Origin of the sequence: Gordonia sp. (in: high G+C Gram-positive bacteria), from assembly GCF_047602025.1 — a bacterium.
Taxonomy (GTDB): Bacteria; Actinomycetota; Actinomycetes; order Mycobacteriales; family Mycobacteriaceae; genus Gordonia.
Genome location: NZ_JASGII010000001.1, coordinates 1,834,666 through 1,854,350, shown reverse-complemented (window position 1 = coordinate 1,854,350; position 19,685 = coordinate 1,834,666). Strand labels below are relative to the sequence as shown.

Annotated in this window: 17 protein-coding genes and 1 other RNA gene; 11 read left to right on the top strand and 7 right to left on the bottom strand. The window is 69.7% G+C overall.

The genetic code is table 11. From position 1 onward, the window contains the following. Nucleotides 1-2: 2 nt before the first annotated feature. Nucleotides 3-488, bottom strand: a complete 486-nt coding sequence (locus tag QM728_RS09180; protein ID WP_415031722.1) for a low molecular weight protein-tyrosine-phosphatase — start codon at nt 486-488, stop codon at nt 3-5. Here QM728_RS09180 and QM728_RS09175 point away from each other — a divergent pair. From QM728_RS09175 to QM728_RS09150, 6 genes are all read left to right on the top strand, one after another. Further along, the gene (locus tag QM728_RS09175; RefSeq protein ID WP_415031721.1) at nt 487-1,671 is read left to right on the top strand and encodes a Nif3-like dinuclear metal center hexameric protein; all 1,185 of its coding nucleotides are present in this window, start codon (nt 487-489) and stop codon (nt 1,669-1,671) included. The two genes, QM728_RS09180 and QM728_RS09175, sit on opposite strands and share 2 nt — an antisense overlap. 11 nt (nt 1,672-1,682) lie before the next feature. Beyond that, a complete protein-coding gene (locus QM728_RS09170; protein ID WP_415031720.1) occupies nt 1,683-2,420 on the top strand; it encodes a zinc ribbon domain-containing protein in 738 nt (245 codons plus the stop codon). A gap of 3 nt (nt 2,421-2,423) precedes the next feature. After that, nucleotides 2,424-3,053: a histidine phosphatase family protein gene (locus QM728_RS09165; RefSeq protein ID WP_415031719.1), complete on the top strand. Its 630-nt coding sequence runs from the start codon at nt 2,424-2,426 to the stop codon at nt 3,051-3,053. A gap of 30 nt (nt 3,054-3,083) precedes the next feature. Then, an RNA gene (gene rnpB / locus QM728_RS09160) (RNase P RNA component class A) lies at nt 3,084-3,483 on the top strand. A 146-nt stretch (nt 3,484-3,629) separates the two neighbouring features. Then, nucleotides 3,630-4,928: a S1 family peptidase gene (locus QM728_RS09155; protein ID WP_415031718.1), complete on the top strand. Its 1,299-nt coding sequence runs from the start codon at nt 3,630-3,632 to the stop codon at nt 4,926-4,928. Nucleotides 4,929-4,932: 4 nt separating this feature from the next. Then, nucleotides 4,933-5,529: a hypothetical protein gene (locus QM728_RS09150; protein ID WP_415031717.1), complete on the top strand. Its 597-nt coding sequence runs from the start codon at nt 4,933-4,935 to the stop codon at nt 5,527-5,529. Here QM728_RS09150 and pip read toward each other — a convergent pair. Both pip and panB read right to left on the bottom strand, forming a co-directional pair. Further along, complete coding sequence (pip, locus tag QM728_RS09145) at nt 5,526-6,488, bottom strand: prolyl aminopeptidase (protein WP_415031716.1); 963 nt, start codon at nt 6,486-6,488, stop codon at nt 5,526-5,528. The genes QM728_RS09150 and pip overlap by 4 nt on opposite strands. A 26-nt stretch (nt 6,489-6,514) precedes the next feature. Further along, nucleotides 6,515-7,351, bottom strand: a complete 837-nt coding sequence (gene panB / locus QM728_RS09140; RefSeq protein ID WP_415031715.1) for a 3-methyl-2-oxobutanoate hydroxymethyltransferase — start codon at nt 7,349-7,351, stop codon at nt 6,515-6,517. Nucleotides 7,352-7,538: 187 nt separating this feature from the next. On the opposite strand from panB, the gene glnA (QM728_RS09135) reads away from it, so the two are divergent. Genes glnA (QM728_RS09135) through QM728_RS09120 form a run of 4 tightly spaced genes read left to right on the top strand, consistent with a single transcriptional unit; the run spans nt 7,539 to nt 13,549 of the window. Beyond that, complete coding sequence (glnA, locus tag QM728_RS09135) at nt 7,539-8,879, top strand: type I glutamate--ammonia ligase (protein ID WP_415031714.1); 1,341 nt, start codon at nt 7,539-7,541, stop codon at nt 8,877-8,879. Between the two features lie 8 nt (nt 8,880-8,887). After that, on the top strand, nt 8,888-11,881 hold the full coding sequence (locus QM728_RS09130; RefSeq protein ID WP_415031713.1) for a bifunctional [glutamine synthetase] adenylyltransferase/[glutamine synthetase]-adenylyl-L-tyrosine phosphorylase: 2,994 nt from the start codon (nt 8,888-8,890) through the stop codon (nt 11,879-11,881). Nucleotides 11,882-11,908: 27 nt separating this feature from the next. After that, nucleotides 11,909-12,868 carry an endonuclease/exonuclease/phosphatase family protein gene (locus QM728_RS09125; protein WP_415031712.1) on the top strand — a complete coding sequence of 320 codons (960 nt, stop codon included), beginning with the start codon at nt 11,909-11,911 and terminating at the stop codon, nt 12,866-12,868. Nucleotides 12,869-12,928: 60 nt separating this feature from the next. Further along, nucleotides 12,929-13,549: a heme oxygenase (biliverdin-producing) gene (locus tag QM728_RS09120; protein WP_415031711.1), complete on the top strand. Its 621-nt coding sequence runs from the start codon at nt 12,929-12,931 to the stop codon at nt 13,547-13,549. A 10-nt stretch (nt 13,550-13,559) separates the two neighbouring features. On the opposite strand, the gene QM728_RS09115 is transcribed toward QM728_RS09120, so the two are convergent. Both QM728_RS09115 and QM728_RS09110 read right to left on the bottom strand, forming a co-directional pair. Further along, nucleotides 13,560-14,120: an FKBP-type peptidyl-prolyl cis-trans isomerase gene (locus QM728_RS09115; RefSeq protein ID WP_415031710.1), complete on the bottom strand. Its 561-nt coding sequence runs from the start codon at nt 14,118-14,120 to the stop codon at nt 13,560-13,562. A 38-nt stretch (nt 14,121-14,158) separates the two neighbouring features. Then, a complete protein-coding gene (locus QM728_RS09110; protein ID WP_415031709.1) occupies nt 14,159-14,902 on the bottom strand; it encodes a TetR/AcrR family transcriptional regulator in 744 nt (247 codons plus the stop codon). Between the two features lie 101 nt (nt 14,903-15,003). On the opposite strand from QM728_RS09110, the gene QM728_RS09105 reads away from it, so the two are divergent. Continuing rightward, the gene (locus QM728_RS09105) at nt 15,004-16,533 is read left to right on the top strand and encodes an MFS transporter (RefSeq protein ID WP_415031708.1); all 1,530 of its coding nucleotides are present in this window, start codon (nt 15,004-15,006) and stop codon (nt 16,531-16,533) included. On the opposite strand, the gene QM728_RS09100 is transcribed toward QM728_RS09105, so the two are convergent. Together QM728_RS09100 and glnA (QM728_RS09095) are read right to left on the bottom strand one after the other, a co-directional pair. Next, nucleotides 16,475-17,944 (bottom strand): DUF222 domain-containing protein, encoded by a 1,470-nt coding sequence (locus QM728_RS09100; protein ID WP_415031707.1) that lies wholly within the window; start codon nt 17,942-17,944, stop codon nt 16,475-16,477. The genes QM728_RS09105 and QM728_RS09100 overlap by 59 nt on opposite strands. A gap of 169 nt (nt 17,945-18,113) precedes the next feature. Beyond that, nucleotides 18,114-19,547 (bottom strand): type I glutamate--ammonia ligase, encoded by a 1,434-nt coding sequence (glnA, locus tag QM728_RS09095; protein WP_415031706.1) that lies wholly within the window; start codon nt 19,545-19,547, stop codon nt 18,114-18,116. Between the last annotated feature and the right edge of the window lie 138 nt (nt 19,548-19,685).

Genomic DNA, 19,685 nt, shown 5'->3' with positions numbered 1-19,685 from the left:
CCTCACCCCGCGGCGGAGTCGGCCAACTGCTCGCGGACCCACGCGAGGATCCCGGGGACGGCCGCCTCGATGAGCTCGCGGGTTTCGCCGAAGTCGCCCTGGGTGCCGTAGTACGGGTCGGGCACGTCGTCGTCCGGGTCGGAGGCGGGGTCGAAGCTGCGCAGCAGGCGGACGCGATCGCCCAGTCGCTTGCGCTGCAACGACCGCACATGATCGCCGTCCATCGCGAGGATCAGATCGGCATCGAAGTGTGTGGGCCCGAGCTGGGCCGCCACGTGGTCGTCGGGGTAGCCGTGCGCGAGCAGCTCGGTGCGGGCGCGGTTGTCGGCGGGTTGGCCGACGTGCCAGCCGCTGGTGCCCGCACTGATCACCTCGACGCGATCGGCCAGCTCGGCCTGCTCCAGCGCGGCGCGCAGGATGTTCTGCCCCATGGGGGACCGGCAGATGTTGCCGGTGCACACCACACAGATGACAAGTTTCTCGCTCATGACGCCTCCCAGCCTACGGGGGTCGTGTGGAAAGGTGGGTCGCGTGGCACAACAGGTGGCGCTCGCGAGCATCGTCGACCGGCTGGACCAGGCGTTTCCGCCGCGGCTGGCTGAGGACTGGGATTCGGTGGGGCTGGTCTGCGGGGATCCCGCCGAACCGGTGGGCCGCGTCCTCGTCTGCGTCGACGTCACCCCGGCGGTGGTCGACGAGGCCGTCGCCGGTGACTACGACCTGGTCGTCGCCCACCATCCGTTGCTGCTGCGCGGGGTGGACACCGTCGCCGCGTCGACGCCCAAAGGGGCCCTGGTCCACCGGCTCATCCGCGCCGGCTGCGGCCTCTACACCGCGCACACCAACGCCGACAGCGCCCGACCCGGCGTCTCCGACGCGCTCGCCGACCTCCTCGGTTTGAGCGGCACCGCGCCCCTGCAGCCGGTCGGTGCCGCCGAACTCGACAAGTGGATCGTGATGGTCCCGGTCGACGACGCCCCCGGGGTGCGCGCGGCACTGTTCGCGGCCGGTGCCGGTGAGATCGGCGACTACCGGCACTGCGCCTGGACGGTCGTCGGCACCGGGCAGTTCGAACCGCTGGCGGCGGCGAACCCGACGATCGGTCGGGCCGGCGGCGGCGTCGAAGAGGTCGCCGAGGCCCGCGTCGAGGTGGTCGCGCCGCGCTCGGCCCGCGGCGGAGTCCTGTCCGCGCTGCGCGCCACCCATCCGTATGAAGAGCCCGCCTTCGATGTACTGGAGTTGGCGCCGGTGCCCGATCGCTCCGGCCTGGGTCTCGGCCGCGTCGGCGAGCTCGCCGACGAGATGTCGCTGCGCGAGTTCGTCGAGTACGCCGCCGGGCGGCTTCCCGTCGCGGCCTGGGGCATCCGAGCGGCGGGCGACCCCGAGCGCCGCGTTCGACGCGTCGCGGTCTGCGGCGGCGCGGGTGATTCGTTGATCGGCGCGGCCGCCCGGGCCGGGGCCGACGTGTACCTGACCGGCGATTTGCGCCATCACGTCGTCGACGAGGCGCTGCGGTGCGGCGGCCCGGCACTCGTCGACGCCGGGCACTGGACGACCGAGTTCCCGTGGTGCGCCCCGACCGCGCGGTTGATCGGCGGATTCGGCGTTGAAGCGACCGTGTTCGCCGAACCGACCGATCCGTTCGTGCTGGCCGCACCGGCGCGCGACTAGACTCGCCGACCATGAAGGTTCCGGCGGCAGACCAGCGCGTGATGCTCGAGGTGGCCGAGGTCGACGCCGACCTGGCCAAGGTGCGCCACCAGCGCGCCCACCTGCCCGAGGAGCAGGAGATCGCCGACCTGGAGCGCAAACTCGCCGACGCCCGGGACGACGCCGTGCGAGCCGACATCGCGGCGGAGGACCTCGACCGTGAATACAAGCGGCTCGACACCGAGATCACCGGCATGCGCACCCGCGAGGAACACGACAGCGAGCTGCTGGGCCAAACCGGAATGGCGGCCAAGGCGCTGTCGGAGCTGCAGCACGAGGTCGCGGGGCTCGCGCGCCGCCGCTCCGTCGCCGAGGACGAACTCCTCGAACTGATGGAGCGGCAGGAGGCCACCGCGGAGGAGAAGTCGCGGGCCGAGACCGCGGTCGCCGACCTGACCGCCGACGTCGAGCGGGTCACCGCGCGCCGCGACGCAGCGGCCGCCGAGCTCGACGCGAAGCTGGCCGACCTCGACCAGCGCCGCGCGGCGGTGGTCGCGGAGGCGCCCGCGGAGTTGCTGACGATCTACACCCGCTTGACCGACCACGGAAAGGTCGGCGCCGGCCTGCTGCGCCAGCGCCGCTGCGGCGCCTGCAGCATGGAACTCGACCGCGGCACTGTCGCCCAGATCGCGGCCGCCGACGATGACGAGGTCATCCGCTGCGAGGAATGTGGCGCGCTGCTCATCCGCACCCACGAATCCGGGCTGTAGTCGATGCCCGAGCCGACTCGGATCGTCCTGCTCCGGCACGGGCAGACGCCGCTGTCGATCGATCGCCGCTACTCCGGGCGGGCCGACGTCGCCCTCACCGAGACGGGCCGTGAACAGGCGGCCCGGGCGGCCGCGCGGCTCGCCAATTGGCCGGTGTCGGCCATCATCAGCTCGCCGTTGCAGCGCACCCGGGCGACCGCCGAGCCGCTGGCCGCGGCCACGGGTCTGCCGGTCACCGTCGACGAGCGGCTCATCGAGACCGACTTCGGCGAGTGGGAGGGGCTGACCTTCGCCGAAGCGGCGCGGCGCGACCCCGAACTGCACCGCGCGTGGGTGGGCGACGCGGGTGCGGTCCCGCCGGGCGGGGAGAGCTTCGCCGCGACCGCCGAGCGGGTCACCGACGCCCGGGCGAGCATCGTCGCCGAGCACCCGGGGCAGACCGTCGTCGTCGTTAGCCACGTGACGCCGATCAAGTCGATGCTGCGCGACGCCATGCGCGTGGGCCCCGAGCTGCTCTACGGGCTGCACCTCGACCTGGCGTCGGTGTCGCTGGTCGAGTACTTCGGCGCTGATCGGTCCGTCGGCCGGTTGGTCAACGACACGTCTCACCTGCGCAGTTACCCGCTGGACTAGCCGCCGCCCGGTGTACCCTGAACGGGCGAACGAGTCGGCCAGGCGGCCGCGTCGCGCGGAACGGCCAGGCACCTGGTGCGCCGCGCGCCGAGGAAAGTCCGGACTCCACAGAGCAGGGTGGTTGTTAACGGCAACCCGAGGTGACTCGCGGGACAGTGCCACAGAAAACAAACCGCCGGCGCGAGCCGGTAAGGGTGAAACGGTGCGGTAAGAGCGCACCAGCGGCGCGGGTGACCGCGTCGGCTTGGTAAACCCCACCCGGAGCAAGGTCGAAGCCCGCACCCGCGAGGGTGCGGGTGCGCGGGTGTTCGAGGGCGGCTCGCCCGAGCCCGCGGGTGGACTGCTCGAGGTACCCGGCGACGGTGTGCCCAGATGGATGGTCGCCCCCGCTTCGGCGGGACAGGATCCGGCTTATCGGCCGACTCGTTCGCCCATTCGGCCGACCCCGCCCGGTGGCGTACGTTGATCGCCCGACGACGTCGATGCCGCGCCACGGCCGTCGACTACTGTGAGCGGCACGACACGATCGCAGCCGGCCCCAGGGCGCGGCTCCCCAGGTGAACAGGGAAGTACGACATGAAGAAGTCCCTCAAGCTCGCCGCCCTGACGGCGGTGGCGAGTATTGGAATGTCGCTCGGCGCCGCGCCGGCGATGGCCGACAAGGCCGTCACCGATCGCGCCTACAAGGCCACGGTGTTCCTGATGCAGGAGATGACCGGATCCGTGAAGATCCCGTTCACCTCGGGTGCGCGCTGGTCGAAGCAGATCACCTTCCAGTCGACCTGCACCGGCTACGTCGTCGACACGACCGGCTTCATCGCCACCGCCGGCCACTGCGTCGACACCGGCGATTCGCAGACCAAGAACATGTTCCGCCAGGAGGCTGTGCGCGGCGTCCTCGGCGACAACGCGGAGGCACAGCAGATCATGTCCCAGGCGGTCCGCGACGGCTGGGACGTGCGCGGTGCCAACGGCGACGGCGACAAGCCGTCGGTGACCATCAAGGTCAAGCAGCCCAGCGGTGAGCACCAGATCATCACCGACTGGACCCCCGCGCAGGTCGTCGCGTTCCAGACCTTCAAGGAGGGCGACAACGCGATCCTGCGGATCAACGCGGTGCCCTCCGGGCTGGTCGCCCTTCCGGTTGCGGCGGATGCGCCGAGTATCGGCGAGGACGTGACGAGCATCGGCTTCCCCGGCCAGGTTCGGCGCACCGTCGACACCTCGTCGCTGCCGCAGCCGTCGTTCAAGGACGGCAAGGTGTCGTCGCGCCAGCACAGCGAGTCCGGCGCCGCGCAGACCGAGGTCTCCTCGATCGTCGGCAAGGGCATGTCGGGCGGCCCGACGATCAACACCAAGGGCGAGGTCATCGGCACCAACTCGTGGGGCACTCGCGACGCCAGCGGCCAGGAGACCCAGTCGTTCAACTTCATCACCGACAACGTCGCGCTGCGCGCATACCTGAAGAACAACGGCGTGAACCTGGCCGCCGCGTCCGGCGGCGGTGGATTCCCGACGATGGTGCTGCTCATGGTGGGTATCGGCATCATCGTGCTCGGCGCGATCGCGGCCTTGGTCGTCGCCGCCAAGCGCCGGTCGTCGAAGCAGCCGGCGTTCGCCGGCGGTGCCGGCTACGGGGCGCCGGGCCCGCAGGTCCAGTACGGCCAGGTGGGTCACGGCCCGGTGCAGCACCCGCCGCAGCCGCAACAGCAGTTCCCGCCGCAGCAGGCTCCCCAGCGGCCCATGCCGCCGCAGGGTCCGCCCCCGCGGCCGATGCCGCCGCAGGGGCCGCCGCCACAGAACATGCGCCCGCCGCAGGGGCCGCCGCCGCAGGGTCCGCCGCCCGGGCCGGGTGGCCCGTTCGGACCCCGCTGATCGGATGGCGAAGCCGACCGGCACCGTCGACGACGCCGTCGCGCGGCTGACCGCCGACTGCGGACCGAGCGGTATCACCGTCACCCGGATTTCCGCGAACGAAGTCGTCCTGACCCATGCGGGCGAGACCGCCGTCGTGACCTTCGACCCCGACAAGGGCATGGTCGCGATCGCCGGCCCCGAGGTCCTGGCGAAGCGCGACATCAACCCGGGGGATAAGACCACCGCCTTCAACTACCACGGCCCGCACGACCGCCAGGACTTCTATCCGATGACCCTCCTGGCGGGCAAGGGCGTCGAGTTCAGCGGCACGTCCGTGCGGGAACCGGCCACCGGGCGGTTCGAGCCGATGCCGGCGTCCCTGCTCGGCCGCTATATCTACGACCGGACCGTGTTGTACGGCTGGAAGCAGCAGCGCACGCTCAAGAACTCATGGGTCATTGGCCTCGGCCTCGGGATGGCCGCGTTCTGGATCCTGGTCCTGTTGGGCGTCACCATCGCGCTGGTATGGACCGGCCACTACCTCATCCTCGGCCTGGTCGTGGCCGGTCTGCTGTGGGGCGGATTCCAGTTCTACCGGGGCCAGATACGGGGACGTTAACCCGTCGTGGCCGCGAACCGATCGGTCGCGGTGACCAACGCGTCGACAATGCCGGGCTCAAACGATGCGTGCCCGGCGTCGTCGACTATTTTCAGCTCTGCCGCCGGCCAGGCGCGGTGCAGGTCCCAGGCGCTGCGCATCGGACAGACGACGTCGTAGCGCCCCTGGACGATGACCGCGGGGATGTCGGCGATCGCGGCGACGTTGTCGAGCAGTTGCCCCTCGCGCAGGAATCCGTGGTTGACGAAGTAGTGGTTCTCGATGGTCGCGAACGCGAGGTCGAATCGCGCCTCGTCGTCGGAGTCCTCGCCGGGGCGGGGGAGCAGGTAACTCGTCGACGACTCCCAGCGCGTCCACGCCAGCGCCGCCTCCTGGGCGCGCAGCCGATCGGTGCCGGTCAACAGTCGGTGGTAGGCGGCGACAAGGTCGCCGTCGCGCTCATCGGCCGGAATCGGCTCCAGGTACTCCTCCCAGCGGTCGGGGTAGATGTGCGACGCCCCGCCGTTGTAGTACCAGTCGATCTCGCTGCGCCGCAGCAGGAAGATCCCACGCAGCACCAACTCGGTCACCCGCCGCGGGTGTGCCTGCGCATACGCCAGCCCGAGGGTGGAGCCCCACGACCCGCCGAACACCTGCCAGCGCTCGATGCCGAGGTGGGCGCGCAGGGCCTCCATGTCGGCGATCAGGTGATCGGTCGTGTTGACCGACAGATCGGCGCCGTCGGCGATGTGCGGGCGCGACTGCCCGCAACCACGCTGGTCGAACAGGACGATCCGGTAGGCCGTCGGGTCGAAGAAGCACCGCTGCTTGCCCGAGGTGCCGCCACCGGGTCCGCCGTGCACGAAGACCACCGGCTTCCCGTCGGGGTTGCCGGAGACCTCCCAATAGACCTCTTGGCCGTCGCCGACCGCTAGGAAGCCCTGTTCGTACGGCTCGATGTCCGGGTACAGCTCGCGCATGCACCCAGCCTAGAGACCGGTCGGGCTCAGTAGCTGTGCTCGGGGCCCGGGAAGGTGCCGCGCGCGACCTCGTCGGCGTAGGCCGCCGCCGCATCGCGCAGCTCGTCGCCGATGTTGGCGAAGCGCTTGACGAACTTGGCGGTCTTGCCGCTGGTGAGGCCGGCCATGTCCTGCCAGACGAGGACCTGGGCGTCGGTCTCGTTGCCCGCGCCGATGCCGACGGTCGGAATGGTGAGCTTGCGGGTGATCTGCGCCGCGAGCTCGGCCGGGACCATCTCCATCACGACGGCGAAGGCACCCGCCTCCTGCACCGCGATGGCGTCGGCGATGAGCTGGTCGGCCCCGTCGCCGCGACCCTGCACGCGGTAGCCGCCGAGGCCGTTGACGCTCTGCGGGGTGAAGCCGATGTGCGCCATGACCGGGATGCCGGCGGCCGACAGCGTGGCGATCTGGTCGACGACGCGCTCGCCGCCCTCCAGCTTCACCGCGTGGGCGCCGGTCTCCTTGAAGTACCGCACCGACGACTCGAGGGCCTGCTGGGCGCCGGCCTCATAGGTGCCGAACGGCAGGTCGGCGACGACCAGCGCGTGCGGCGCGCCGCGGACGACGGCGCGCACCAGCGGAATCATCTCGTCGAGGGTGACCGGGATGGTGGTGTCGTAGCCGTAGACGGTGTTGGCACCCGAATCGCCGACGAGCAGCACCGGGATGCCGGCCTCGTCGAATCGGGCGGCGGTGGAGTAGTCGTAGCAAGTCAGCATCGACCACTTCTGGCCGTCGGCCTTCATCTGGGCGAGGTGCTGGATGCGGGTGGCGCGGCGGGGCTGATCGCCGGTGGCGCCGTACACGGGTGCATCGGACATGATGTGTCTCTTTTCTGCCTCGAGTCCCTTGACGGGTACCCGGGTTTGATGTGGACGTCTTTGATTCTCCCACCGCCGCGCCCGCTGGCCAATGGGAGGCCGCGTGCGGTTGGTCACACCCTCGCGGGGCCGCCAAAAGCCCAAGAAGTAACACGCCCGTAACAGGTTGCTTCTAGGCTCGGCGGATATGGACCGCCAAAAAGAGTTCGTGCTCCGAACGCTCGAAGAGCGTGACATCCGATTCGTCCGCCTGTGGTTCACCGACGTGCTCGGTTACCTGAAGTCCGTGGCGATCGCGCCGGCCGAACTCGAGGGCGCTTTCGAAGAGGGAATCGGCTTCGACGGCTCGGCGATCGAGGGCTTCTCGCGCGTCTCGGAGGCCGACACCGTGGCCCGCCCCGACCCGTCGACGTTCCAGGTCCTGCCGTGGACCACCTCCGACGGCCGGCACCACTCGGCGCGCATGTTCTGCGACGTCGTGATGCCCGACGGCACGCCGTCGTGGGCCGATTCACGCCAGGTGTTGCGGCGCCAGATGAACAAGGCCGCCGAGAAGGGCTTCTCCTGCTACGTGCACCCGGAGATCGAGTTCTTCCTGCTGAAGGACGCGCCCACCGACGGCACCGAGCCGGTGCCGGCCGACCAGGGCGGCTACTTCGACCAGACCGTGCACAACGCCGCGCCGAACTTCCGCCGCCACGCGATCGACGCCCTGGAGTCCATGGGCATCTCGGTCGAGTTCTCCCACCACGAGGGTGCACCGGGGCAGCAGGAGATCGACCTGCGCTTCGCCGATGCGCTGTCGATGGCCGACAACGTGATGACCTTCCGCTACCTCATCAAGGAGGTGGCGATCAACGAGGGCGTGTCGGCGACCTTCATGCCGAAGCCGTTCAGCGAGTACGCGGGCTCGGCGATGCACACCCACATGAGCCTGTTCGAGGGCGAGGAGAACGCCTTCCACGACCCCGACGACGAGCTGCAGCTGTCGCCGATCGGCAAGCAGTTCATCGCCGGGATCCTGCACCACGCCGGCGAGTTCAGCGCGGTCACCAACCAGTGGGTGAACAGCTACAAGCGCCTCATCCACGGCGGCGAGGCGCCGACGGCGGCAACCTGGGGTCGCGCGAACCGCTCGGCCCTGGTCCGCCTGCCGCTCTACACGCCGAACAAGTCGTCGTCGCGCCGCATCGAGGTGCGCAGCCCCGACTCGGCGTGCAACCCGTACCTGACCTTCGCGGTGCTGATGGCGGCCGGCCTCAAGGGCATCGAAGAGGGCTATGAACTGCCCGAGGAGGCCGAGGACGACGTCTGGGCCCTCACCCCCGGCGAGCGCCGCGCGATGGGGTACCGGGAGCTGCCGGGCAGCCTTGCCGACGCGCTCAACGAGATGGAGAAGTCCGAACTCGTCGCCGAGGCGCTGGGCGAGCACGTCTTCGACTACTTCCTGCGCAACAAGTGGACCGAGTGGACCGAGTACCGCAGCTACGTGACGCCGTTCGAGCTGCGCAACTACCTGCCCCTGTAGGCGACCGCATGCGTCGCGGATCGGTGCCGAGTCCGGGCCGACTGGGATTGCTGGACCAGTCGGCCGGTGCCGACCTGTCCCAGCTCGGCTGGAACACCGAGGAACGCGCCGACGTCGCGTGGGCGCTGTCCCGGGCCCCCGACGCCGACCTCGCGCTCAAGGCGATGGTGCGGCTGCAGGCCGCCGTCGGCGATGGCTGGCCGGAACTCGACGGGCTGATCGCCTCGGACACGGGCTTTCGCGGCCGCCTGTTGGCCGTGCTCGGCGCCTCCGACGCCCTGGGCGACCACCTGGTGGCCGAACCGAAGTCGTGGCGCCTGCTCCTGCCGGGCGGGCTGCCCGACGCCGAGACGATGCGCACCGCGATGCTCGCCTCGGTCGATGCCAAACCCGATCCGTCGGCCAAGCCCGGCGACCTGCTCTACCGTGCCGCGGTGACCGGTCCCGAAGCGGTGATCGCGCTGCGCCTGGCCTACCGTGACCAGGTGCTGGTGATCGCCGCGCACGACCTCGCCGCGACCGTGCAGGACGAGCCGGTCGTGCCGATGCCGGAGATCGGTGCCCTGCTGGCCGACCTCGCCGATGCTGCCCTGACCGCGGCCCTGGCCGTCGCGATCGCCCAGGTGTGCGGCGACGACCCGCTGGAGACGCGCCTGGCGGTCATCGCGATGGGCAAGTGCGGCGCCCGTGAGCTCAACTACGTCTCCGACGTCGACGTCATCTTCGTCGCCGAACCCGCCGACTCGACGTCGGCGCGCATCGCCGGTGAATTCATGCGGATCGGGTCGGCGGCCTTCTTCGAGGTGGATGCGGCGCTGCGCCCGGAGGGCAAGGCCGGCGCCCTCACCCGCACGGTCGAGAGTCACCTGACCTACTACCAGCGCTGGGCGAAGACCTGGGAGTTCCAGGCGCTGCTCAAGGCGCGCGCCATGTGCGGCGACATGGAGTTGGCGCAGGAGTACATGGACGCGGTCACCCCGCTGGTGTGGACGGCCGCCGAGCGCGACGACTTCGTCGTCGACGTGCAGGCCATGCGTCGTCGAGTCGAGTCGCTGGTGCCGACCGAGCTGCGCGAGCGCAACCTGAAGCTGGGCAGCGGCAGCCTGCGCGACGTCGAGTTCGCCGTCCAACTGCTGCAGATGGTGCACGGGCGCGTCGACGAATCGCTGCGGGTTTACTCGACGGTCGACGCACTCGAGGCGTTGACCGACGGCGGCTACGTCGGTCGCGACGACGGGGCGAACCTCTCGGCGTCGTACCAGTTCATGCGCTCGCTCGAGCACCGGCTGCAGCTGCAGCGGATGTCGCGCACCCACGTGCTGCCCGAGCCCGACGACGACACCGCGATGCGCTGGCTGGCCCGCGCCGCGCACATCCGGCCGACCGGCGACCTCGACGCCGCCGGTGTGCTGCGCGTCGACCTGCGCAAGCAGCGGACGCGCATCCGGCAGCTGCACGAGAAGCTGTTCTACCGCCCGCTGCTGGAGTCGGTGACGCGATTCGAGGCCGACGAACTCACCCTGTCCGACGAATCGGCCGAGCGCCGCCTCGCCGCCCTCGGGTACGCCCAGCCGGACCGGGCCCTCGGACACATCCGGGCGCTGGCGTCGTCGCCGGGGCGCCGCGGGCAGATCCAACTGCTGATCCTGCCGTCGCTGCTGGAGTCGCTCAGCCGCACGCCCGACCCGGACGCCGGGCTGCTCAACTACCGCAAGCTCTGCGAGGAGCTCGTCGACGCCGAGTGGTTCCTGCGGCTGCTGCGCGACGACGGCGCGGTGGCCCAGCGGCTGATGCATGTGCTCGGCACGTCGGCCTACGTCGCCGATCTGCTGATGCGGGCGCCGGAGGTCATCAAGCTCTACACCGACGGGGCCGACGGGCCGAAACTGATCGGCGTCGAGCCGGCCGACGTGGCCAAGGGACTGATCGCGTCGACCGTCCGGCGGACCGACCTCAAGCAGGCGGTCGCGATCGCCCGCGGGCACCGCCGCGCCGAGCTCGCACGCATCGCGTCGGCCGACGTCCTCGGCATGCTCGACGTGCCGCAGGTCTGCGCCGCACTGTCCTCGGTGTGGGCCGCGGTGCTCGACGCGTCGCTGCAGGTCGTCATCGCGAAGTCGCTGGCGCCGGGGGAGGAGCCGCCGGCGCGCCTCGCCGTCATCGGCATGGGCCGCCTCGGCGGCGGCGAACTCGGCTACGGCTCCGACGCCGACGTCATCTTCGTCTGCGACCCGCTGCCCGGGGCCGATGAGACCGTCGCGATCAAGTGGGCGTCGACGGTCGCCGAGAACGTCCGCACCATGCTCGGCACCCCGAGTGCGGACCCGCCGCTCGAGGTCGACATCGACCTGCGGCCCGAGGGGCGCAAGGGGCCGGTCGTGCGCACCCTGGCGTCGTACCGGGCCTACTACGACCAGTGGGCGCAGCCGTGGGAGATCCAGGCGCTGCTGCGCGCGCACCAGGTGGCCGGCGACCAGGACCTGGGCATCGAGTTCCTGCACATGGCCGACAAGATTCGGTACCCCGAGGGCGGGGTGTCGCCGGAGGCCGTGCGCGAGATCCGGCGGATCAAGGCCCGCGTCGACGCCGAGCGGCTGCCGCGCGGAGCCGATCCCGCGCTGCACACCAAGCTCGGCCGCGGTGGACTCGCCGACATCGAATGGACGGTGCAATTGGTGCAGCTGCGCCACGCCCATGACCACCCGAACCTGCACAACACCTCGACGCTGCAGTCGTTGGACGCCATCGCCGCCGACGGACTGCTGCCCGAAGACCAGGTCGACAAACTGCGCGACGCGTGGCTGACCGCGACGAAGGCGCGCAACGCGCTGGTCCTGGTGCGTGGCAAACCGGTCGACGAGCTGCCCGGGCCGGGTGCGTCGCTGCGGGCGGTCGCCTTCGCCGCCGGCTGGCCGGCGGACGAGGCGGGCGAGTTCCTGGAGAACTACCTGCGCGTCACGCGACGCGCCAAGGCGGTCGTCACCGAGGTGTTCGGGGCCTGACCCGACCATCCCGATAGGGTGATCGGCATGATGGGCAAGGCGTTCCGCATCGGCGGATTGGTGATCGGCCTGCTGCTGCTCGCGGCCGGAATCGCGGCGGTCGTGCTGCACTTCGTCCCGCAGCGCGGGAACCTCACGATCTATCCGACCAGCGCCGTCCCGTTGGCGGTGTTGACCACCCTGGCCGCTGTCCTCGTCTTCGCGAGTCTGCGCAGCTGGATCCTGGTGGCGCTGGCGGCCGTCGTCGTCGGGGCCCTGCTGGTCACCCAGATCCCGCTGTGGCGGTCTGCGCCGGCGCCGGCGGCCGAAGCACCGAGGATCACCGTGCTGTCGGCGAACTTGACGGTGGGGGCCGCCGACGTCCCGGCGCTCGCGGCGATCGTCGGCGACGTGAAGCCCGACGTCGTCAGCCTGCAGGAGGTCACACCCGAGGCCCTGGCCCGCGTCCAGGCCTCGTCCATCACCGCGGCCCTGCCGAACGTGTACGCGATCCCCGGCAACGGCGCCGCCGGGACGGTGCTGCTCACCCGTGCGCCGCAGCGCGACCAGCGCCGCCTCGACGGGATGATCCTGAACAACCTCGCGGCGGTCACCGACCTGCCCGGCGCCCGAGACACTCGCGTGCTCGCCGTCCACTCGGGTGCGCCGATCCCCGGCCGCGGGTACGGCGAGATCGCCGTCAAAGACATGTCGGTGCTGCGCGGGCACGTCGAGCAGCTCCCGTCCGGCCGCATGATCGCCATCGGTGACTTCAACGCCACCTGGGACCACAAGCACTACCGCGATCTGCTGCGGGGCGGCATCGTCGACGCCACCGATCAGGCCGGCGGGGGCTGGAAGCCCACCTACCCGACTGATCGGGTGCTGGGCCCGGTCGTCGGCATCGACCACGTCATCAGCCGTGGCTTCGTCGCGACCGACGTCGCCACGCGCACCCTGCCCGGGTCCGATCACCGGGTGCTCGTGGTCAAACTCGCTGCGAACTGAACCCCGTGGCTTGTGCCACAAGTTAGGCAGCCCTCACTCGCGGGTGGGTAGACTCCAACCATGGCAATTGCGACCACTCGCACCTCCGAGGTGCTCCGCGAAGCGACCGCGCAGGCCCACGAGAACGCCGAGCGCTCGGCCTTCGTTGAAGACCTGATGGGCGGCAAACTCGGTGTCGACGCGTACGCCGCGCTGGCCGGCCAGCTGCTGTTCGTCTACCGCGCGCTCGAGGCCGTCGGCCGTGGTTTGGCCGGCGACCCGATCGCTGCCGCCGTGTTGGACGACAAACTCGACCGGGAGGCCGCGCTGACGTCGGACCTGCGGGCGCTCGGCGTCGACGTCGACGCGCTGACGCCGTTGCCGGTGACCGCCGACTATGTCGCGGCCATCACGGCCAGCGCCGCCGACTCGGCACGCTTCATCGCCCACCACTACACGCGGTACCTGGGCGACCTGTCCGGCGGCCAGATCATCGCCAGCCGGATGCGCAACCACTACGGCATGTCCGACGACGCGCTGAGCTTCTACCGCTTCGACGGGATCGACAAGCTCAAGCGCTACAAGGACGCCTACCGCGATCGTCTCGACGCCCTCGGCCTCGACGACGGTGCCGTCGGTCGACTGACGGCCGAGGCGGTTCGCGCCTTCGAGTTCAACCAGGGGCTGTTCGCCGCCCTGTAATGCCGGACCGCTACGCGGTCTGCACGTCCTTGATCTGCAGCACGAAGATCAGCGTCTGGCCCGGCTTGATCGAGCCGTCGGGGGTGCCGTTCGGGTAGCCGTCCGCGGGGCTGACAGCGACGGCGACCTTCGCACCCTTCTTCTGGCCGACGATCGCCTTCTGGAAACCGGGGACGACGCCGTTGAGCGGGAAGTCGGTGGGCTCGCCGCGCTGGTAGGCGCTGTCGAACACGCTGCCGTCGGCGCCGTTGACGCCGTGGTAGCAGACCGAGACGGTGTCCTCGAGCTTGATCTTGTCGCCGGTGCCCTCGGCGAGGGTGTGCGGCGTGGTGTCGGCGACGGTGAACGGGCCGGCGACCGTGACGCCGGGGGCGTGCTCCTCGGTCGGGGCGACGACCTTGATCTCGCCGGTGGCGCCCTTGAAGGTCCAGTCGGCCTTGGCGTCGGTGGGCGCGGTGGCGGTCGCGCACTTGGGGGGGTCGCCGATGTCGTCCTTCTTGGAATCACAGCCGGCGAGCAGCACGGCGGTGGCGGACAGGGCGGCGAACGAGATCAGGGTGGCTTTGCGCATGCGCCCAAGGTAACAGAGCGCGGCCGGCCGGACGGGGCTCAGCGGTGCGCGGCGATCCGCGTCGCGATGCCGTCCAGGATCAGGTCGAGGCCGTACCGCAGCTCGTCGTCGTAGAAGTCCTCCCCGTCGTCGTCGAGATACTCGGCGGCGACGGCGCGGCGCAGGTTCGGATAGTTCTCGGCGTCGATCACATCGGCGAGCACGACCCCGTAGTGGTCCGCACTCGACGGCCGATCCGGGTCGAAGGCGCCCAATTCCGCCGACATCCGCACGTGGTTGCGGAGGAAGCCGGAGATGAGCAGCAGCGTCGAGAGACGCTGGCCGTCGGGAAAGGCCGTGCCGTTGAAGGCGGCGATACCCGCATCGGTCCACCGCAGCGTCTTCGGGCCGGCCGGCGGGCGGAGCATGGGCAGCTCGGTCAACCACGGGTGCGCGCGGAGCCGCCCGGCCACGCCCATCGACCATGCGGCGATTCGGGTGCGCCACTCGTCGGCGTCGTCGAACAGGCCGGCGGGGGGCAGGCCGTAGCCCTCGTCGACCATCAGCTCGTATACGTCGTCCTTGGATTCGACGTAGCGGTAGAGCGACATGGAGGTGACGCCGAGCCGGTCGGCGACGGCCTTCATGGACACGGCGGCGAGGCCGTCGGCGTCGGCGATGGCGGCCGCGGCGGCGCCGATGTCGCCGACGGTCAGCTTCGGTTTGGGGCCGCGCCGGGTGCCCACGTCGATACCCCACATGAGTTGGAGGTATCGGGGGAGCGATTCGCGCGGTGTCGCCATGTCGTCATGCTATCCCGACTACTGCTTGCGTCATACGCAGAACAGGCTTAGCATTAGCGTTCGTTATAAACAGTATGCGCTATATACATATAGGAGTGATGATGTCTTCTCCGCGTTCGCCGTGGGCGGGCATGGTGGCGCTGTGCCTGCCGATGCTGATCGTCTCCATGGACGTATCCGTCTTGTTCTTCGCCGCACCGTACATCGCCGACGACCTCCACGCGACTGCCGAACAGCAACTGTGGATCTTCGACGTGTACGGCTTCGTCCTCGCCGGACTGCTGCTCACGATGGGGTCGGTGGCCGACCGGATCGGGCACCGGCGCCTGCTGATGATCGGCGCGGTCGCCTTCAGCGTCGCGTCGGTCGCCGCCGCGCTCGCCGTGTCCCCGGCGATGCTGATCGGAGCTCGCGCCCTGCTGGCCGTGGGTGGTGCGACGCTGATGCCGTCGACGCTTGCGCTGGTGCGCCATCTGTTCGACGATCCCGCGCAGCGCGCCAAGGCGGTGGCGACCTGGAGCGCGGTGTTCACCGGCGGTGTGGCCGTCGGACCGATCATCAGCGGGATCCTGCTCGAGCACTTCTGGTGGGGTTCGGTCTTCCTCATCAACGTACCGGTCATGGTGGCCCTGCTCGTCGTCGCGCCGATCCTGCTGCCCGCGGATACCGGTGAGCCGACGCGCCGCGTCGATGTGGTTAGTGCCGTCCTCGCGCTGGGTGCGATCCTGCCGCTGATCGAGGGCATCAAGAAGCTGGGCGCCGAGGGCTGGTCGTTCACCTGGTTGCTGCTGATCTTGGTCGGTGTCGCCGTCGGCGGGCTGTTCGTGTGGCGGCAGCGGAGCCTTGCCCAGCCGTTGGTCGACCTGACGATGTTCGCCGACCGCCGGTTCTCGGTCTCCATCTGGATCAACGTCATCGGTGCGTTCGCGATCCTGGGCAACGCGATCATGATGACCCAGTACCTGCAGTCGGTCCTCGGGTATTCGCCGCTGTCCGCGGCGCTGTGGAGTGTGCTGCCGTCGGTGTTCATCGCGGCTGCGGCGCCGGCTGCGGCCGCCGGGTCGGTGCGCTTCGGTCGACCGCCGGTGGTCATCACCGGGCTACTCGTCGCCGCGGCGGGCTTCGCGGTCATCGCGGCGTTGACGACGACGCACTCGCTGGCGGTCGTCCTCGTCGGCGCCACACTGCTGGCGTCCGGCGCGGTGGCGGTGTCGGCCGTCATCGCCGACTACATCGTCGGCGTCGCGCCCGCCGACCGGGCCGGCGCCACCTCCAGCCTGCTGGAGACGTCGGGCGAGTTCGGCGGCGCGCTCGGCATCGCGGTCCTCGGCAGTGTGCTCAACGCCGTGTACCGCCTGTCCTTCGACGACGCGGACTTCGCGGGCACGGCCGCCGGGCGGAGCCTGGCCGGAGCGCTGGCGACGGCGCACGACGTCGTGGGGGAGCGCGGTCACCAGTTGGTCGCTCAGGCGCGCACCGCCTTCGTCGACGGCCTGACGACGGCGGCGTGGGTCGGAACCGGCGTCTTGGTCGCCACTGCGCTCGTGGCCGCGTGGGCGCTGCGAGGCGAGGCTAAGCCGGGAGAGGCGGACCGGTCCCGGGAGGACTTGAGTTCCTCGTCTCGCGCATAGGGTCGTGCAGTGGGTTAGTGCGGTAGTGGCCGCCACTGCCGGCCAGGCGCCATCCGGTGCGGCCGGTGTCGGATCCGTGGGTGAGGGGCGTGGTTTCCCATTGGCCGGGGTTGGTGCCGACGTTGCGGTTGTCGGGCCCGCACGCGAGGGTGAGGTCGCCGATGTTGGTCAGGCCGCCGTCAGCCCAATCCTTGGTGGCGTGGTGGGCCTGGCATTGGGAGGCCGGGCGCGGGCACATCGGGCGGGTGCAGCCACGATCACGTCCGAACAACGCCAGCCGCTGTGCCTTCGAGGCGATCCGTGCCCCGCGGTACAGGTCCAGCACCTGCCGCGTCCCCTGCTTGAACACTTCGAGCCACGGGGTCGCCTCAGCGGCCAGGTCGATCAACTCGCTCACCGGCAGCAGCGTGCCGGTCGCGGTCGTGGCGACCCCGGCGCGTCGGGCCAGGTCGGCTTCGTCGATGGTGATGACCAGCTCGGCCGGGATTCGGGCCGGTGGGCCCAGGGCGCCGTGGCCGAGGATCCAGTGGGCGGCGGTGACAAAAGCGTCATGGTTGCGCTGGGCGGGGGTGCGACGGTCGCGGGCCGCGGCGTTGGCGAGGGCGTCACGATCCTCAGCACCCAGTTCGGCGGCAGAGCCGTCGATCGAGTTCTCATCGTCCGGGTTGTTCATGCCCGGCTTGGCCCAGTTCTCGAGCCACACCTCCAGCAACGCCCGCGCGGCCGGAGTCAGATACCCCGACAGCTTGCTCATGCCTTGGGTGTCCTGACGCCCCAAACTCAGGCCGCGTTGACGCTGCCGGTCTTCGTCGTCGGTCAAGGTGCCGTCGGGGTCGAGATGCGCCAGAATCCGCTGGCCGAGCTTGCCCATGTCCTCGGGTGGAAGTTCTATCGCCGCCGCTGACAGGGTGGCCTCGGCCTGCTCGACGTCCTCGACTGGCACCGCTGCGGGGATGGCGCCCATCGCCTTCTCCACCTCGCGCACGTGATGACCAGAGGCCTGCCCGGCGGCTACGAGTTCGGCCAACAGCTCACGCCTGGGCGGCAGCTTCTCCCCGGTCATCGACGACAACCGGCCGATCGAGGCGGCCACATCCTCACGCCGACGCGCCTCAGCCGCGCCCAGCCGCAAATACTGGGCGTAGAAGTCACGGGGCTTCTTGCTTCCCGTCCGCAGGAACACCTGCCGATCAGACACCTCCACGTAGAACGCCGCATCGACGCCGTCCATGCGTCGGCGCGTCGTCTCCAACGACTCCACCGTCGCCTGCACCTGCCCATCGGTCAGCAAACCGAGCTTGGCGTCGGCGAGCTTGACCGTCGCGGCATCGATCAACGCGGCCAACTCGACAGGTGAATCCGGCAGACCGTCAGCCAACACGTTGTGCTCCCGCACCGCTGCTGTTGTCATCGGATTCGCCCCCTGCGAACTGCCGCCATGAACGTTGATTCGAACTAATGTTCATACTACCCGGCGCCAGTGACATACGCCACTATTTAGCTGTGAAGCAGCTGTGAAGCGGGCGAACACGAAAGCCCCCGGGGCACAGGGCCGGCCGGGGGCTTTCGCGGGTTGGAGATCAGCAGTCGTAGTAGAGCTGGAACTCGTAGGGGTGCGGACGGATCTGCGTCGGCAGGATCTCGTTCTCGCGCTTCAGGGCGATCCAGGTCTCGATGAGGTCCTCGGTGAACACGCCACCCGCGGTGAGGTACTCGTGGTCCTCTTCGAGCTTGTCGATGACCTCGGCCAGCGACGTCGGCGCCTGCGGGATCGACTTGGCCTCTTCCGGCGGAAGCTCGTAGAGGTCCTTGTCGACCGGCTCGTGCGGCTCGATCTTGTTCTTGATGCCGTCCAGGCCGGCCATCATCATCGCGGCGAACGCCAGGTACGGGTTGCCCGAGCTGTCCGGGCAACGGAACTCGAGGCGCTTGGCCTTCGGGTTGTTGCCGGTGATCGGGATACGCACACAGGCGCTGCGGTTGCGCTGGCTGTAGACCAGGTTGATCGGGGCCTCGTAGCCGGGCACCAGGCGCTTGTACGAGTTGATCGTCGGGTTGGTGAACGCCAGCAGCGACGGGGCGTGGTGCAGGATGCCGCCGATGTAGTAGCGCGCCAGGTCCGACAGGCCGGCGTAGCCGGACTCGTCGTGGAACAGCGGCTTGCCGTCCTTCCACAGCGACTGGTGGGCGTGCATGCCCGAGCCGTTGTCACCGAAGAGGGGCTTCGGCATGAAGGTGACCGACTTGCCGTTCTGCCAGCCGGTGTTCTTGATGATGTACTTGAACAGCTGGACGTCGTCGGCCGCGTGCAGCAGCGTATTGAACTTGTAGTTGATCTCGGCCTGGCCGGCGGTGCCAACCTCGTGGTGGCCACGCTCGAGCTCGAAGCCCGAGTTGATCAGGTTCGTCGACATCTCGTCGCGCAGGTCGACGTAGTGGTCGTACGGGGCGACGGGGAAGTAACCGCCCTTGGGGCGGACCTTGTAGCCGAGGTTCGGGCTGCCGTCGGGGTCGTTGGGCTGCGAGGCGTTCCACCAGCCGGACTCGGACTCGACCTTGTAGAAGGTGCCGTTCATCTCCGAGCCGTAGGACACCGAGTCGAAGATGTAGAACTCGGCCTCGGCGCCGAAGAAGCAGGTGTCGGCGATACCGGTCGAGGCCAGGTAGTCCTCCGCCTTGCGGGCGACGTTGCGCGGGTCGCGGCTGTAGGCCTCACGCGTGAAGGGGTCGTGGACGAAGAAGCTCAGGTTCATCGTCTTGGCCTTGCGGAACGGATCGATGCGCGCCGTCGCGGGGTCGGGCAGCAGCATCATGTCGGACTCGTCGATCGACTGGAAGCCGCGGACCGACGAACCGTCGAAGGCGAGGCCGTCCTCGAACACCGACTCGTCGAACGCCGACGCCGGGATCGAGAAGTGCTGCATCACACCGGGCAGGTCGCAGAAGCGGATGTCGACGTACTCGACCTTCTCCTTCTTGATGCCCTCGAGAAGTTCTTCTTTGCTCTTATACACCGTCCGGTGACTCCTTCACTTGTGTGTAGCCGGTGGGGGAACGAGTGGCTACTGCGCCAGGTGTCTGGCAGTGACGATGACGTTAGGGAGGGCAAGTTGCCCTCCGGTCAAAGTCATGTTTCTCCCGTGTTAACCAAC

Excerpts from the sequence above, each read along its gene's own strand:
- QM728_RS09175 (WP_415031721.1), top strand. The coding sequence starts at position 487 with ATGACGCCTCCCAGCCTACGGGGGTCGTGTGGAAAGGTGGGTCGCGTG.
- QM728_RS09180 (WP_415031722.1), bottom strand. The coding sequence starts at position 488 with ATGAGCGAGAAACTTGTCATCTGTGTGGTGTGCACCGGCAACATCTGC.
- QM728_RS09170 (WP_415031720.1), top strand. The coding sequence starts at position 1,683 with ATGAAGGTTCCGGCGGCAGACCAGCGCGTGATGCTCGAGGTGGCCGAG.
- QM728_RS09165 (WP_415031719.1), top strand. The coding sequence starts at position 2,424 with ATGCCCGAGCCGACTCGGATCGTCCTGCTCCGGCACGGGCAGACGCCG.
- QM728_RS09155 (WP_415031718.1), top strand. The coding sequence starts at position 3,630 with ATGAAGAAGTCCCTCAAGCTCGCCGCCCTGACGGCGGTGGCGAGTATT.
- QM728_RS09150 (WP_415031717.1), top strand. The coding sequence starts at position 4,933 with ATGGCGAAGCCGACCGGCACCGTCGACGACGCCGTCGCGCGGCTGACC.
- pip (WP_415031716.1), bottom strand. The coding sequence starts at position 6,488 with ATGCGCGAGCTGTACCCGGACATCGAGCCGTACGAACAGGGCTTCCTA.
- panB (WP_415031715.1), bottom strand. The coding sequence starts at position 7,351 with ATGTCCGATGCACCCGTGTACGGCGCCACCGGCGATCAGCCCCGCCGC.
- glnA (WP_415031714.1), top strand. The coding sequence starts at position 7,539 with ATGGACCGCCAAAAAGAGTTCGTGCTCCGAACGCTCGAAGAGCGTGAC.
- QM728_RS09130 (WP_415031713.1), top strand. The coding sequence starts at position 8,888 with ATGCGTCGCGGATCGGTGCCGAGTCCGGGCCGACTGGGATTGCTGGAC.
- QM728_RS09125 (WP_415031712.1), top strand. The coding sequence starts at position 11,909 with ATGATGGGCAAGGCGTTCCGCATCGGCGGATTGGTGATCGGCCTGCTG.
- QM728_RS09120 (WP_415031711.1), top strand. The coding sequence starts at position 12,929 with ATGGCAATTGCGACCACTCGCACCTCCGAGGTGCTCCGCGAAGCGACC.
- QM728_RS09115 (WP_415031710.1), bottom strand. The coding sequence starts at position 14,120 with ATGCGCAAAGCCACCCTGATCTCGTTCGCCGCCCTGTCCGCCACCGCC.
- QM728_RS09110 (WP_415031709.1), bottom strand. The coding sequence starts at position 14,902 with ATGGCGACACCGCGCGAATCGCTCCCCCGATACCTCCAACTCATGTGG.
- QM728_RS09105 (WP_415031708.1), top strand. The coding sequence starts at position 15,004 with ATGTCTTCTCCGCGTTCGCCGTGGGCGGGCATGGTGGCGCTGTGCCTG.
- QM728_RS09100 (WP_415031707.1), bottom strand. The coding sequence starts at position 17,944 with ATGACAACAGCAGCGGTGCGGGAGCACAACGTGTTGGCTGACGGTCTG.